Source organism: Bradyrhizobium sp. UFLA06-06 (assembly GCF_054820065.1).
In genome coordinates this window covers 48,382-61,807 of sequence record NZ_JADFUD010000028.1, presented here as the reverse complement: position 1 = coordinate 61,807, position 13,426 = coordinate 48,382, and the positions used below count along the sequence as shown (strand labels likewise).

Genomic DNA, 13,426 nt, shown 5'->3' with positions numbered 1-13,426 from the left:
GATGTATTTACACGGAAGCATAGCCTGGGTTTTTGAAGTAGTTGGTGCACTCCTCCTGGGAGAAGATCGAGGAGTTCACCAACCTTCCGCCAGGTTGCCTCCACGTCACGAGGCTCTGCGGCTCGCACGAGATGTTTGAGTTTGGCGAAGACGTGCTCGATCGGGTTGCGGTCAGGGCTGTAGGGCGGCAAGAAGATACGGTGGTCTGGCGCGTACGAGGGGCTCTGTAGCGCCTCTGCGATCGACCGAACCATCTCGCCCGCGTCAGCGCGAGCCAAGGCGCGTTCACGGATGTCTTTCGAATAGGGGCGCATCATCCGTGCTGGCCTCCGCACTCCAGCATGGAGCTTGAATCAGAAATCGCCCGCTCCGGGAACCCCGATTCCAGTCAAAAACAACATGCTCTCTAAGTCCAAACGGCACTCCAGAGACGATCACAGCCAAGTCGGAATTCTAAGCGCGTCAGCTTGTCGACAGCTGATCCCAATAAAGGGAGAACCAGAGAGTGAACCTGCTTAGGATTGCGAACCGACTCAAACGGAGGGGATATGGACCCATTTAACAGCATCAACCCGTTCGACCGGGATTTCGCTGCTTACAACGCTGCGGTGACACAACCGCAACAGCAGCAAGCGGAGTTTGAGCCGTACCTGGATGAAGTGCCGCAGCTTGATACCACTGCCGTCGCAGGGGTTCCTGTTTCTCCAGATCGCTACTATCCTCATCTGCCTGGCGAAGACCGTAGACTCACCGAGGCGTTGGAACTTGGGGCCGGCGGTCCTCATCCCGAAGACGCAGTCACCAGAAGCGTCGGGCACGTCGCTGCGCAGCACAGCGCGCGGGGAGCTTCGAGTTGGCCGAGCGGGCTGACTGCGGAAGGTCACGATCAGGATTCGCCGCGAGGGATGATCGGCGAAGCCGTCCTAGCATCGTCTCTCAAGCCAACCGCGCACGATCACCAAACACCGGATCCCGGACTAGCCGTTCGTCACTTCAATTGGAGCGACGGATACCAGCCGGCTCCGAACGAGCTGACCGGGAGCGCCCCCCCTTCAAGTCACGCGGCCCTCATGGGTGAGGATTACAGCGGGCACCTGAGGCCTGCGAAGAGGCAGAGGACGCTAAGCCATGCGGAACTGGATGCCATTGAGCGCCAGCTGAGCGAGCCGGGCACTTCAATGGCTCGTGTGCTGATGGAAAGCGCCGGAGCACCGTCGCCTCTCGGGCCAGCGGTCGGCTCGCCATTGGTCCTTCCTGAGGAAGGTTACGATCAGGATCAGCTGTGGGCGATGGTGGAAGACGCCGGCCCATCATCGTCTCTCGAGCCAACCGCGCGCCATCAGCAGACCCCGAATTTAGGAGCGGTCGTTCGTCGCTTCAACTTCCGGCACGGCGACCAGCACGCGTCGGCGGCGCTTGACGGTAGCAGCATCCCGCCGAGCCAGGACAGCCGACCCAACAGCTTTATCGTTCACAATGACCGCTACACGGCGCTATTCGTGCCCGCGGCGGCGATGAGGCGAAGCACCCCACTCAATGCGCCAGGCGCTGCCATTCCTCTCGGATCTCGACCGGAACACGTTCCGCAGCCCAGCGCGCAGCCTGCGAATCGAGCCTCACTAGCGCTGCTTGGACGTTCGATGGAGCATGCCGCTCCGGCGTCCTCCAGGGCTGAGAGGACGCCCCCCGCGGCCCGCGAGATTTATGCTGCATCATTCGCCGTTCCCGAGAATTTTTCGCACGGCACCCAACCCGCGCCGGACACGATGCTCTCGAAGCTCGGCCGCTGGGGCCTCTTGCCGGACGAGACGCAGCCGGTAAAAGAATACGACCTTCGAGGCGAGCGTTACACCGCCCGCTTGGGGCCTGGAGGCCCCAATGACGTTTGGCTCATTCATCACCCGGGAATGTAGATGCCGAGAGACAATCGCACGCTAGGAGCCCGTCCACACAGCTCCGGTATTGGACTTGTTAATGGACCATAGCTTGCTCCAGCGACTCTTGCGAGCTTGGCGCGGCTCCGGGCGGTGCAGGTGAGCGCTACCGGCCCGATTAACTTGCGCGCGTCGTCGCCATGCGGCTCCTCGTTGAGCCGCACGGCCACCGCCCTTTGATCGTTCCGAAGAGCCGGCGGCCAAAGCTGCGAAGAACACCTACGGTGTTATTGCCGTTGCGTTTTACAGCACTGCCATTAATCGGGGCCTCCTCAAGCCCCGAGACAGGGGAAGCATCCTGGGAGTAAAGAGGCTGCTTCCGGCGCCCCATTGAACACGCGTCGGCTGAGCTTAGAGAGCATGTTGTTTTTGACTGGAATCGGCGGCGGGGCGCGTCGCGGCTGGCGAGAGGCGGCGTACGAAGCCGCGGCGCCTTTCGAGCCGATCTCCCGGTTCGATCCCAATGCTCAGCAAATTGTCCGAGCATGGCGACGCTTGCTGAGACATCGCCGCGGTTTGATGGCGCCGTCGTAACGGGCGCATAAACTCGCTCGCTCGGCCAGATCCTCCTGTCATTTGTAATCGTGGCGTTTCCGACGCAGATTTAAAGTCACATATTGCCCTTACGTCGAAATCGCCATCAAGCGTCAAATTCGGCGTTGCATATGACCAGCCGTTAAGCAAACGGCCATCATCGCAAGGCTTCGATCACCAGCGGTGCCAACGGTTGAGCGAACGGGTCGCCCCGACGGCAATACTCGTCAGCTGATCGACAGGTAGGCCTGCAAAGGACGGAACGCTCCCACGTTAGGGGTCCTGCACTCGATCTATTGGCCGCTGTGGGATTCGCGTGACGCTGTACCACCTCGACCAGGAGTGGGCGCTGCAGCGCACGTGGCACTCGCCCGAATAATTATTGCGTTGGCGCGCAGCGACCTCCTTCGGAGCCTGACGAAGTGGCAGGCGTACTCTTTAGTTTCTAAAGGCGGAGAAAGTTGATGGATACAGGACAGACACAGCGGAGCACACGTTCAGATCCGGACACTTTTGAAGAAGAGGAGCAGGAAAGCTACCTCGCCGGCTTCAACCGTGCCGTGGCAAATTTGTTCGAAGTCTTGACGGGGTATCGGACCCCCGCCTCCGTGCGCGCGGGGATCCTGGACAACTGGGTTGCCGAAGAGGGGCAGGGCGATGCCGAGAACCGACGACAGGGGCGCATGCGAATTAGGGCTTCGGACAACACGAGCTCGCATTCGCTAGATTTGTCGTCTCTGTCCCTGACCGCCTTGCCCACTGCCCTGCCGCCAAGGTTGCAGGAACTGTACGCCAGGCACAACGAGCTAAGCAGCCTGCCCGCTATGCTCCCACCCGGTCTCCAGCATCTTCTCATTAGCCATAACCGGTTGACGGGTTTGCCGGACGCTCTTCCGGCAACCCTCTCCTGGCTAGAGGTGGCCGATAACAGCTTGACCAGTCTGCCCGCCAACCTTCCGGCTGGGCTCGAGATGCTGAATGCAAACGACAACCGACTCAGTAGCCTGCCCGACGCTCTCCCGAGCCGTCTCACCTCGCTCGCGGTTAGTGGAAATCAGCTGACCGAGCTCCCCGAATCTCTCCCATGGGGTCTCATTGAACTCGATGTCAGCCGCAATCAATTGGCGAACCTGCCGGCGACCCTTCCCAGCACGCTTCAATCGCTCAATCTTAGCGGTAACCAGCTGACCAGCCTGCCTGAGGGTCTCGTCGAGAGTGCACCGCATCTTGGTCTCAATTACCCGCATTTGGAGACCCTCGAGTTGGAGGATAACCCACTGCCGGACGATGTCCTCGCTAATCTGGCGGCGGTCGGAACGCCACCGCAGCTTGCTCAGCAGTCTTTGTATGAGGCTGCCGCGCACTGGCTCGCCGAGGACCCGGCGACGCTGGCCGAATGGCAGCACTTTGCGGATGAGGCAGGCGCCCAGGACTACGCACGGTTCCTGGGGAGGCTGCGAGGGAACGTGAACTACGGCAATGACGAGTTTCGGCAGGCAGTGGCTGATGATCTGCGGCAGGCGGCGGCCAATCCGAGATTGCGCGAGCAGTTTTTTGCACAGGCTTCCGAGGCCAACGAGACTTGCGACGATCGTGTTACCTTGCACTGGAACGGCATGCAGACTGCGCGCCTCAACGCTGACGTCGAGGAGGGAGTATATGACGATCGGCTTGGCGAACTGATTCAGCGCGGCCGTATTGCGTTCCGCTTGGAGGCGCTGGACGAGATCGCGCGCGATAGGGTCAACCTGCTCGCCGGCGACCATCCGAATGTGGACGACGTCGAAGTCTACCTGGCCTACCAACATCTGCTGCGCGAGCCGCTGGAGCTCAGTCACGTCGCGCCCGACATGAGCTTCCTGGCGGTCTCTGACGTAAGCCAGGACGATGCGGCGCGGGCGCTAGACCTGGTCCGGGAGCAGGAAGCGGACCAGCTCAACGACTACATGGCAGCCCGCTGGCAACCCTGGGAGACGGTGCTGAGGCGCATCGCTCCGGACCGATATGAAGCGATGCAAGACCGGTTGATCGAAGCCATGGGCGAGGAGTTTGAGAGCCGGCTCGATCAGCGATTGGCCGAGCATGGTCTGCTAGGCGATGCGGATGCCGAGCGCGTGCTCGGCGCCCAGGTTCGAAACGAGGTCGCCGGCGAGATCAAACGCGAGGTCATGCACAATGTGCTCGCAGAACGTGGCCTTGAACTGTGAGACTTGCGAAACCGCCGCAACATCTTGCGTTCCCTCCGCCAGCGATCGCGCTGCTCACTTCCTTTTCGCATTGTCTTCCGATGCCGGCTCCGGCTCGTTGTCGCGGAGCCAGATCTTGGGGATCGCCAGGCCGATGACGAAAATCGCTGTTCTCGACGGCCGCCGCCGGAGATATCGCCGCTGCCGAATTTCCAGCTGGGGGCAACACGGTCCTGTCTGTCTCAACGCCGCGCTGGCCTTCACGAGTGAGCTGCGCAAGTTGCCAGACGACACCGTCAAGCTCCTTGGCGAGATCCTTCCTGTAGGCCGACGCATATTAGACGGTCCGGTCAACGTTCCAATGCTCCCGTTCCGGCTCAACTAGCTTGAAGTGGTCCGATGCAAAACTGCTTCGGGCCATACCGGCGCCTCGGAACTCGTTGCCGATTTGCTTGATCGTCATCCGGCTGCGGTCTTGGACCCAGACCTTGATCGACTCAAGCTGTTCCTTCGCCCGCCGGATGTCGAGGAATTCTTTCTGGTTGAATTCGACGCTGATCTGCTTCTTGGTCGAGACGCCGGATAGCTATGCGATGTCGCGATATGCGATCTGCTCGCAGACATTTCGAGGCTGATTGTGCATCTCGTCGCAAGCTTCTGCGGTCCGAGCGCGAGAACCAATACGTCTTCCGTGAGGGTATCGAAAATGACCCCGTCATCTTCGGCATCCCCATAATCACTGCTGCTCCGCGATTGTGGCCGTCGATGCGCGGCGAACCTAGCTCGCGCTCCAGACGATCACGGAGCTTTTCAGATGTCCGACCTGAACACGGATAAACCGCCGCGGTACCTTCGCACGTCCGAAGCCGCGCGCTTTCTGAGTTTGTCCGGCCGCACGTTGGAAAAACATCGAACGTACGGAACCGGTCCCGAATACCACAAGATCGGCGGGCGTGTGGTCTACTCAGTAGCCGACCTGACAGCCTGGGCCAAACTGGGCAGAAAGAAATCGACCTCCGATCCCGGTGCCGGCACCGTACTGCCCGCAAAGCGGCATGCGCCAATTCCCTATGCGGGTAAAGAGCGGCGCTAAGCCATGCCCGTCAGCAAATCCCCAGCGCACTACGGCCGCTCCGAGCGTGAGCCGCGCGACCTGTTTCGCACGCTTCCTGGCGATCTTGCGCCGCGCCGGATGGCCAGTTCTGCTCTCCTTCGGACGCGCTTCACCCAGCCGAAAGCATACGATCCTCGGTTCGAGATTCAAGGAGCGGCGGCATGAGCGATCTCACCGAAGTGGAAGTGCTGTGGCTCGAAAAGCGTATTGAAAACCGCGTTCGTTTCGGTCGCATTGTCAAGGAACGGAAGCTTGATCGCCACCGGCGCATCCTGTCATTCGCAGCCGGCGGCATCTTTGCCTTCGTCCGTTGGACTTCCAACGACTTTGGCACGGTCATTTCGCGGATCGACATCTTGCGCGCGGTCGCAGCAGGACAGCGCTGCTCGACAGTGCCCTATGTAAAGCCCGGCGGAGAGATTTTGCTGCGGCTCTCCGGCTGGCCTAAAGTCGAACGGGCGCTGCAGATGATCGACGCGATCGATGCGCTGAGCATCGATCCGGCTGATGTAGCGCCCGATCATTGGCATCACGTTCACAATCGCCTGTCCGTCAACGAAAACCCGCGTCCCTACACGAAGGGCCGCCACCAGGCTTGGCTACATCGTCAAAGGGTGATGCGATGACGGACCGTCTATGGACGCTGACCACGACGTTTGCCGTAGCTTCCGCTGTCGTCGCGACGATCGCCCTGGAGCCGCTGCCGATCTACATTTGGAATGCATCGGCAAGCGTGCCGATCGGTCTCTATGGCTTGCGACCAGCGAAGCGCTTCCTTGTCACGGAGCTGGTCGCCGTTCAGCCGCCGGAACCGCTTGCGACCTTTCTCGACTTCAACGGCTATCTGCCGCTCGGCGTCCCTATGCTTAAGCGAGTCTTGGCTCTGCCCGGGCAGACGGTCTGCAGAAGCGGACCCGCAATTTCGGTCGACGACATTGCAGTGGGCGAGGCGCGGGATCGCGACGGACGCGGCCGGCCGCTGCCGAAATGGCAGGGTTGCCGCGTCGTCAGAGACGGCGAGCTGTTTGTCATGAATTGGCAGTCGGTCGACTCCCTCGACGGTCGATATTTTGGGCTTCTTCCGGCCTCGGCCGTGATCGGCCGTGCCATCCCGGTGTGGACATGGGAGGACTGATCTTGCGGGGTTCACGGCGCCACGCCATTCCTCTGATCGATCGATTGGCGGACCATTCCTCCCTGCCGGTCAATCTCCGCAAAGCCGATGGGTGCGGGAGTCAAGGGCGGTCCAACGGCCGCCGCGAAGCAGCTTTACACTGGACGGAAGCGAACATGGCATCTTTGATTCGACTGGGGATGCGCGTTTGGGCTGTCGTGCCACTGCTGCTCATTTTGACTGCGTCGCATAGTGTTGGTCAGACCGAGAATGGATCGACTGCGGTTCGAGCGGTCTCTCGGACGAGCAACCCGTTTGCAGCTTTCGTCTACGAAGCGTCAAAACGCTTTGCAGTTCCGGAGAACTTGATCAGTTCAGTCATTAGCATCGAAAGCGCTGGTGACGTACACGCGAAGTCCCCAAAGGGCGCAATCGGCCTGATGCAGATTATGCCGGCGACCTGGGCGGAACTTCGCGAACGCTATCATCTCGGAAGCGATCCCTACGATCCGCGCAACAACATTCTGGCCGGCACGGCGTATCTCGGCGAACTGCTTGACCGCTATGGTTCGCCCGGGGCGTTCGCCGCGTACAACGCGGGCCCAACTTGCTACGACGGGCATCTCGCGGGCGGTCCTTTGTCAGACGAAACGCGAGTATACGTGGCCAAGCTTGCAAATCTGCTCGGCATCGAACTGCCAGCGACTTGGGCCGCGAGCCAGCAGCCGTCAGCAGCTGCGACGCTGTTCGTCGGGCGAATTGACCCAGTCAAGGCGGGCGATCGGAAGCCGGCGTTCCTGTCCTCGACCGGCGCAACGACTGCAATCTCGTCGCGAGATGTTTTGCAGATGGTCCCCACGGCCACTGACGTGTTTGTCGCCCGGTCGAACTCGGGAACAGCGCGATGATCAGCTGTGCAGCATGGGAGGCGATCGCGTGGTTCAGCGAGGAAAACAGTCTGAGAGCAGGGACTGGTTGCAACACGACGGTATGCGTCCAGGGGCCGCACATGACGTCGGGTCTTGACGTGCCTAACGGCCTTACGTGGCAACGCTCCGAGCCAGAGAACTCCTACTCTGTGCGGGACGCAGCCATGGCAGCTTCCGCCTTCGCGATCACTGCTTCAGCCCGATCTGTTGCGGCACGGAGTTCCTCGCTCTTCCAAATATCAACCGAATGGCCGTCGTCAAACGACTCGTCCGTCGCGTCTTGCGTGCGTGAAAGCAACTCACGAAGCGCCGCAATGGCCTCGCAGAGCAGCTTGATATCTTCCCCGTTTCGGGAAGACTGGGTCATCTCTATAACGCCATCATACCCCAGCGCCATCGCTCTCGCCGAAGAGATTGTTCTTGCCTCCGAACGCCACCGGTCAAATCGCGCGGTCGACGGGCTTCGTGTCAAGTTCGATGCAGTACTCATGGAGGAAGCGGGTCAATCCATCCCAGTGCGACAGTGCATAACCGATCGCTTCTCCGAGATTGCTGCGGCCGGGCAGTTGAGGAAGCTGCACCTCCAGCTAGAAGCGAAGGCTGTCAATGACCGGCTTGGCGAATGCGCGCCGCATCGCCAGCCGATGCGCCGGCGATTGACCACGCAGCTGCGCTTCGAGGGCATAGAGGCTAGCGATGCGCCGCAGGGCCTCGTGCGAGACGGGCATGTCCTCGGACTGCGCAACTTCGTAGAACTTGTGCCCGGTGTGCGCCCAACACGCGGCGAGGATGACGTTTCCGGCGTCAGTCAGCCGACCGAATCCCGCGTATCCGTCGATGTGCAGAAGGCCCTTGAAGTGCGCCAGATGCGTAGCCGGGCGCTCCGCCTTGCGGTCGGACGCGAACACATAAACTGCAGCCGGCGGCTCAGGTCCAGCCAAGCTCCGTTGATCGTGGGCATACATCCACAGCCGTCCAGGCTTGGTGCGCCCTCCGCTCGGGGACGAGAGCGTCGGACTGCTTGGATAGCCCTGTTTACCAACCTGATGGAGAGCATGCGACGGTCCAAGTGCTGAACGCGAAGGAACGCATGGACCTCGCCCGGTGAATGGGATCGCAAGCGCGGTGTAGTGACGTCTGTCCGTTGTCGATGCAGGGAGCCCTGTCATGGCTGAAGTGCGAAGAGTCGGAGAAAAGCGTAGGAATGAGTTGACTTTGAACGCCCGATTAGGAAGGCGAGATAAAAGGGGCTCGCCGGTCGAACCGCAAGCCATTGACATGGCTTGGGTTCTAGCGTGCCGGTCGGTCGCGGCGCGTGCCGCGCCTTGCATCTTTAACAATGCAATCAAGGACAATCTCGGCACTGTAGGCGCTTTCGCCCACCTGGAGGACCGCCTGTGACCGCAGCCGATAGCGACCTGCGTATTCGGCCTGGGCGCATTCGCAGCACGCGCGCGCCGAAGCCGAAGAGTTTCATCAACCAGGTGCTGCGGGCGGCGAAGAAAGCAGGGCACACCCCAGCGCAGGCTATGGCCGGCAGGCGTTCGGCGGCCTATGGGCGCTCGACGTTTGGCCGCGGGCGCCTCGCCTTCAGCCGCGCCAGATTGTTCAGCCCGACGCGGCGCGCTGTGGTGAAGGCACGCGTGGTTCGGCATAAAGGGCGCGCCTTCCGTTCAGCACCACTGACCGCCCACCTCTCATATCTGAAGCGCGACGGCGTGACTCGGGGTGGTGAGCGCGCCGAGATGTTCGATGCGGGCACCGACCGCGCCGATAGCGCGGCTTTCGCAGAGCGGTGCAAGGACGACCGGCATCATTTCAGATTCATCGTCTCACCGGAGGATGCCGGCGACATGAACGACCTGCGCGCCTTTACCCGCGATCTCGCCACGCAGATGGAGACCGATCTAGGCACGCGGCTCGATTGGGTGGCTGTCGATCATTGGAATACCGATAACCCTCACGTTCATATTCTCGTTCGGGGAGTAGATGAGGAAGGGGCGGATCTAGTGATCTCCCGCGACTACATCAGCAGGGGACTGCGTTCACGCGCCGAGGAACTGGTCGCCATCGAACTGGGGCCAAAACCGGAGCATGAGATCCGCAATTCGCTGGAGAGGGAAGTCACGGCGGAACGATGGACGCGGCTCGATCGGGAGATCCGGCTGACTGCAGACGAGACCGGCACTATCGATCTTCGCCCAGAGAAGCCCGGCAAGTCCGACCCCGAGATCCGGCGCCTGATGGTCGCTCGCCTTCAACACCTGGAGAAGATGGGCCTGGCCGCATCCGCCGCACCTGCGGAATGGATGGTAGGGCTCGAGGCCGAGCGTAGCTTGCGCGACCTCGGCCTGCGCGGCGATATCATCAAGACCATGCACCGTGCCTTTACCGAGCGCGGGGAAGCGCGCGGCGTTGCCGACTTCGTCATCGACGGTGGACAGCCGACATCCCAGATTATCGGACGACTGGTCGATCGTGGATTGCACGACGAACTGACCGGCGAGGCCTACGCCACGATCGATGGAACAGACGGACGCGCTCACCACGTGCGCTTTCGAGGGCTCGAGGCCTTCGAACATGCGCCACCGGTCGGCGGCATCGTCGAAGTCCGACGCTTCGGTCAAGCCGGCGATCCGCGTCCCACCCTGGTGCTCGCGCCCCGTTCCGATATCGATCTTGGGGCGCAGGTCACCGCCAAGGGCGCGACCTGGCTCGACCACCGGCTCGTCGAACGCGAGCCCATGCCGCTCGCCATGGGCGGATTCGGCCGCGAGACCCGTGACGCCATGGAAGCCCGAACCGAGCATCTGATCCAGGAGGGCCTGGCGCGGCGGCAGGGCCAACGCATCATTCTGCAGCGCGATCTCCTTAATACGTTGCGCCGGCGCGAGTTGGAGGACGTGGCCGCACGGGTCTCGGCCGACACCGGCTTGCCTCATGTGAACGCCGCTTCCGGGGAGCATGTGGCCGGCACGTATCGCCAGCGGCTGACACTTACCTCGGGACGATTCGCCATGATCGATAATGGGCTCGGCTTCGCGCTCGTGCCCTGGTCACGTGAACTCGAAAAGCGGCTCGGCCAGCACGTCACCGGCGTCGTGAAGGACGGCGGCGGCATCGAATGGGGCCTTGGCCGCAAGCGCGACCTCGGCCTCTAGCAATCTCTCCAATTCAGTTGCGGAAGGGCGTTCGGGATGTCCGGAACCAAAATCCTCTGGGGACAGGTAATCGTTGTCGGTCTGATCGTTTTGTTGGCCATCTGGGGAGCCACCGAGTGGACAGCCTGGCGGCTCGCTTGGCAACCGGAGCTTGGGCGACCCTGGTTCGAACTATTAGGCTTCAAGATCTATTACCCGCCGGTCTTCTTCTGGTGGTGGTTCGTCTACGACGCCTACGCGCCTCAAATCTTTGTCGAGGGAGCCTTCATCGCGGCGTCAGGAACCTTCGTTTCGATCGCGGTGGCGATCGGCATGTCGGTGTGGCGCGCGCGTGAAGCCAAGAACGTCGAAACCTATGGTTCGGCGCGCTGGGCTAATGGCGACGAGGTTCGAGCGGCCGGTCTTCTCGGTCCGGATGGCGTTGTGCTTGGCAAACTCGACCGCGACTACCTCCGCCATGACGGACCGGAGCACGTACTGTGTTTTGCACCGACCCGGTCGGGCAAAGGTGTCGGCCTCGTCGTTCCCTCATTGCTGGCATGGGCGGGCTCGGCTATCGTCCACGACATCAAGGGCGAGAACTGGCAACTGACCGCGGGCTTTCGCTCGCGGCATGGCCGCGTCCTGTTGTTCGATCCCACCAATCCAAGGTCCTCGACCTACAACCCGCTCCTCGAAGTCCGGCGCGGGGAATGGGAGGTTCGCGACGTCCAGAACGTCGCGGACGTCCTGGTCGACCCCGAAGGCTCGCTCGACAAGCGGAACCATTGGGAGAAGACCAGTCATTCGCTTCTGGTCGGCGCCATACTCCATGTCCTCTATGCCGAGGCAGACAAGACCTTGGCCGGCGTCGCAGCTTTTCTTTCCGACCCGAAGCGGCCGATCGAAGCCACTCTAAAGGCGATGATGACTGCTCGGCACCTCGGCGAGCAGGGCGCTCATCCCGTGGTCGCATCGACCGCGCGCGAACTCCTCAATAAGTCGGAAAATGAACGTTCTGGTGTCCTATCCACGGCGATGTCGTTCCTCGGGCTGTACCGTGATCCAGTGGTGGCCCAGGTGACCTGCCGTTGCGATTGGCGGATCGCCGATCTGATCGCGGATAGCCACCCTACAACGTTGTATCTCGTAGTGCCGCCATCCGATATCTCACGGACCAAGCCGTTGATTCGTCTGGTGCTGAACCAGATTGGTCGTCGCCTAACCGAGGACCTGCACGCCTGCGACCGCCGGCATCGAGTCCTGATGATGCTCGACGAGTTCCCAGCGCTGGGGCGGCTCGATTTTTTCGAGTCCGCGCTCGCCTTCATGGCGGGGTACGGCATCAAGAGCTTCTTGATCGCGCAGTCGCTCAATCAGATCGAGAAGGCCTATGGGCCTAACAACGCCATCCTAGACAACTGCCACGTCCGCGTCAGCTTCGCGACCAACGACGAGCGGACGGCCAAACGTGTGTCCGACGCCTTGGGTACGGCGACCGAGATGCGGGCCATGAAGAACTACGCCGGGCACAGGTTGAATCCTTGGCTCGGTCACCTCATGGTCTCGCGCCAGGAAACGGCAAGGCCGCTTTTGACCCCGGGCGAAGTCATGCAGCTTCCGTCGATGGACGAGATCGTCATGGTGGCGGGCACGCCGCCGATCCGGGCCAAGAAGGTCCGCTACTACGAGGATCGGCGATTCGCCGAGAGGGTTCTACTGCCGCCTGATCCGGCGAGGGCCAGCCGATCATCGCGAACGGACGGGTGGTCAGCGCTCCGAACGCTAAAGCCGGCGGGAGGTCCAACTGACAAGGCCGCGGAGACCGAGAAAGACACGGCGAACAGCGGGCTCCGTCGTGAGCCGGAACTCCCCGATCACGTCGCGATCGTCAAGGAAACGACCGAACTGACGCCGGCAGAGGAATTTGCTGCCGTTCTTGACGACGACGAGGATGCAGTCCGCCAGTCTCGACTTATGCAGATGCTTGGCGTCGCGCGTCAAGTCGCTATGGACCCGAATGACGGTATGGAGCTCTGAGGCGATATGCGCGACCGGATGAACGTCTATTTCCCGCCCGAGCTTCTGAAACAGATTTCTGATCTTGCCGATCGCAAAAAGCTTTCGCGGTCTGCAATCGTGGAAGCGGCCGTCGCTTCGTTTCTGTCACCGGATGGAGCGGACAGGCGGGAAGCAGCATTTACCCGCCGTTTGGATCGGCTTTCCCGTCAGATGCAGAGGCTGGAACGTGACGTTGGTCTGACGGCCGAGACCTTGGCCCTCTTCATTCGTTTTTGGCTGACGATCACGCCACCGTTGCCCAACGATGCGCAAGCGGCCGCTCAAGCAAAGGGAAGGGAGCGCTTTGAAGGATTTGTCGAGGCGCTCGGGCGTCGTATGCAAAAGGGGCAAAGCTTTCTGCGCGAGATTCCAGAAGATATCCGCCGTCAGGAATCGGCCTAAGAGCCTGATTGA

At 61.4% G+C, this 13,426-nt stretch carries 10 protein-coding genes and 2 pseudogenes; 9 read left to right on the top strand and 3 right to left on the bottom strand.

The features are described 5' to 3' along the window. Window positions 1-7 precede the first annotated feature (7 nt). A pseudogene (locus IF803_RS23650) lies at window positions 8-194 on the bottom strand (IS630 family transposase); the annotation flags it as partial. Window positions 195-548: 354 nt separating this feature from the next. Here IF803_RS23650 and IF803_RS23645 point away from each other — a divergent pair. The 6 genes from IF803_RS23645 (at window position 549) to IF803_RS23620 (ending at window position 7,790) form a co-directional block, all read left to right on the top strand. Next, window positions 549-1,913: a hypothetical protein gene (locus tag IF803_RS23645; RefSeq protein WP_016841760.1), complete on the top strand. Its 1,365-nt coding sequence runs from the start codon at window positions 549-551 to the stop codon at window positions 1,911-1,913. Window positions 1,914-2,932: 1,019 nt separating this feature from the next. Beyond that, window positions 2,933-4,675 (top strand): T3SS effector NEL-type E3 ubiquitin ligase NopM, encoded by a 1,743-nt coding sequence (gene nopM, locus IF803_RS23640; protein WP_028343865.1) that lies wholly within the window; start codon window positions 2,933-2,935, stop codon window positions 4,673-4,675. Between the two features lie 793 nt (window positions 4,676-5,468). Next, a complete protein-coding gene (locus IF803_RS23635; RefSeq protein ID WP_075968518.1) occupies window positions 5,469-5,747 on the top strand; it encodes a helix-turn-helix transcriptional regulator in 279 nt (92 codons plus the stop codon). Between the two features lie 182 nt (window positions 5,748-5,929). Further along, window positions 5,930-6,394 carry a DUF2840 domain-containing protein gene (locus tag IF803_RS23630; RefSeq protein ID WP_016845862.1) on the top strand — a complete coding sequence of 155 codons (465 nt, stop codon included), beginning with the start codon at window positions 5,930-5,932 and terminating at the stop codon, window positions 6,392-6,394. Next, window positions 6,391-6,903, top strand: a complete 513-nt coding sequence (locus IF803_RS23625) for a S26 family signal peptidase (RefSeq protein ID WP_016845863.1) — start codon at window positions 6,391-6,393, stop codon at window positions 6,901-6,903. Before IF803_RS23630 ends, IF803_RS23625 begins: the two co-directional genes overlap by 4 nt. 155 nt (window positions 6,904-7,058) lie before the next feature. Then, window positions 7,059-7,790 carry a lytic transglycosylase domain-containing protein gene (locus tag IF803_RS23620; RefSeq protein ID WP_210262968.1) on the top strand — a complete coding sequence of 244 codons (732 nt, stop codon included), beginning with the start codon at window positions 7,059-7,061 and terminating at the stop codon, window positions 7,788-7,790. A 163-nt stretch (window positions 7,791-7,953) separates the two neighbouring features. Here the strand turns inward: IF803_RS23620 and IF803_RS23615 are convergent, their stop codons facing one another. Both IF803_RS23615 and IF803_RS23610 read right to left on the bottom strand, forming a co-directional pair. Continuing rightward, complete coding sequence (locus IF803_RS23615) at window positions 7,954-8,208, bottom strand: hypothetical protein (protein WP_016845865.1); 255 nt, start codon at window positions 8,206-8,208, stop codon at window positions 7,954-7,956. Window positions 8,209-8,251: 43 nt separating this feature from the next. Then, window positions 8,252-8,980: pseudogene (locus IF803_RS23610) on the bottom strand (IS66 family transposase). Between the two features lie 228 nt (window positions 8,981-9,208). On the opposite strand from IF803_RS23610, the gene IF803_RS23605 reads away from it, so the two are divergent. From IF803_RS23605 to IF803_RS23595, 3 genes are read left to right on the top strand one after another with little or no spacing between them, the layout of a single operon-like run. Next, window positions 9,209-10,972, top strand: a complete 1,764-nt coding sequence (locus tag IF803_RS23605; protein WP_028343870.1) for a relaxase/mobilization nuclease domain-containing protein — start codon at window positions 9,209-9,211, stop codon at window positions 10,970-10,972. Window positions 10,973-11,008: 36 nt separating this feature from the next. Then, window positions 11,009-12,991, top strand: coding sequence for a conjugal transfer protein TraG (locus tag IF803_RS23600; protein ID WP_028343871.1), 1,983 nt, complete (start codon window positions 11,009-11,011; stop codon window positions 12,989-12,991). Window positions 12,992-12,997: 6 nt separating this feature from the next. Then, on the top strand, window positions 12,998-13,414 hold the full coding sequence (locus IF803_RS23595; protein WP_018270307.1) for a CopG family transcriptional regulator: 417 nt from the start codon (window positions 12,998-13,000) through the stop codon (window positions 13,412-13,414). The last annotated feature ends 12 nt before the right edge of the window (window positions 13,415-13,426 follow it).

What these genes read in the sequence shown, in the direction of transcription:
- IF803_RS23645 (WP_016841760.1), top strand. Translation starts at nt 549, where the DNA reads ATGGACCCATTTAACAGCATCAACCCGTTCGACCGGGATTTCGCTGCT.
- nopM (WP_028343865.1), top strand. Translation starts at nt 2,933, where the DNA reads ATGGATACAGGACAGACACAGCGGAGCACACGTTCAGATCCGGACACT.
- IF803_RS23635 (WP_075968518.1), top strand. Translation starts at nt 5,469, where the DNA reads ATGTCCGACCTGAACACGGATAAACCGCCGCGGTACCTTCGCACGTCC.
- IF803_RS23630 (WP_016845862.1), top strand. Translation starts at nt 5,930, where the DNA reads ATGAGCGATCTCACCGAAGTGGAAGTGCTGTGGCTCGAAAAGCGTATT.
- IF803_RS23625 (WP_016845863.1), top strand. Translation starts at nt 6,391, where the DNA reads ATGACGGACCGTCTATGGACGCTGACCACGACGTTTGCCGTAGCTTCC.
- IF803_RS23620 (WP_210262968.1), top strand. Translation starts at nt 7,059, where the DNA reads ATGGCATCTTTGATTCGACTGGGGATGCGCGTTTGGGCTGTCGTGCCA.
- IF803_RS23615 (WP_016845865.1), bottom strand. Translation starts at nt 8,208, where the DNA reads ATGGCGCTGGGGTATGATGGCGTTATAGAGATGACCCAGTCTTCCCGA.
- IF803_RS23600 (WP_028343871.1), top strand. Translation starts at nt 11,009, where the DNA reads ATGTCCGGAACCAAAATCCTCTGGGGACAGGTAATCGTTGTCGGTCTG.
- IF803_RS23595 (WP_018270307.1), top strand. Translation starts at nt 12,998, where the DNA reads ATGCGCGACCGGATGAACGTCTATTTCCCGCCCGAGCTTCTGAAACAG.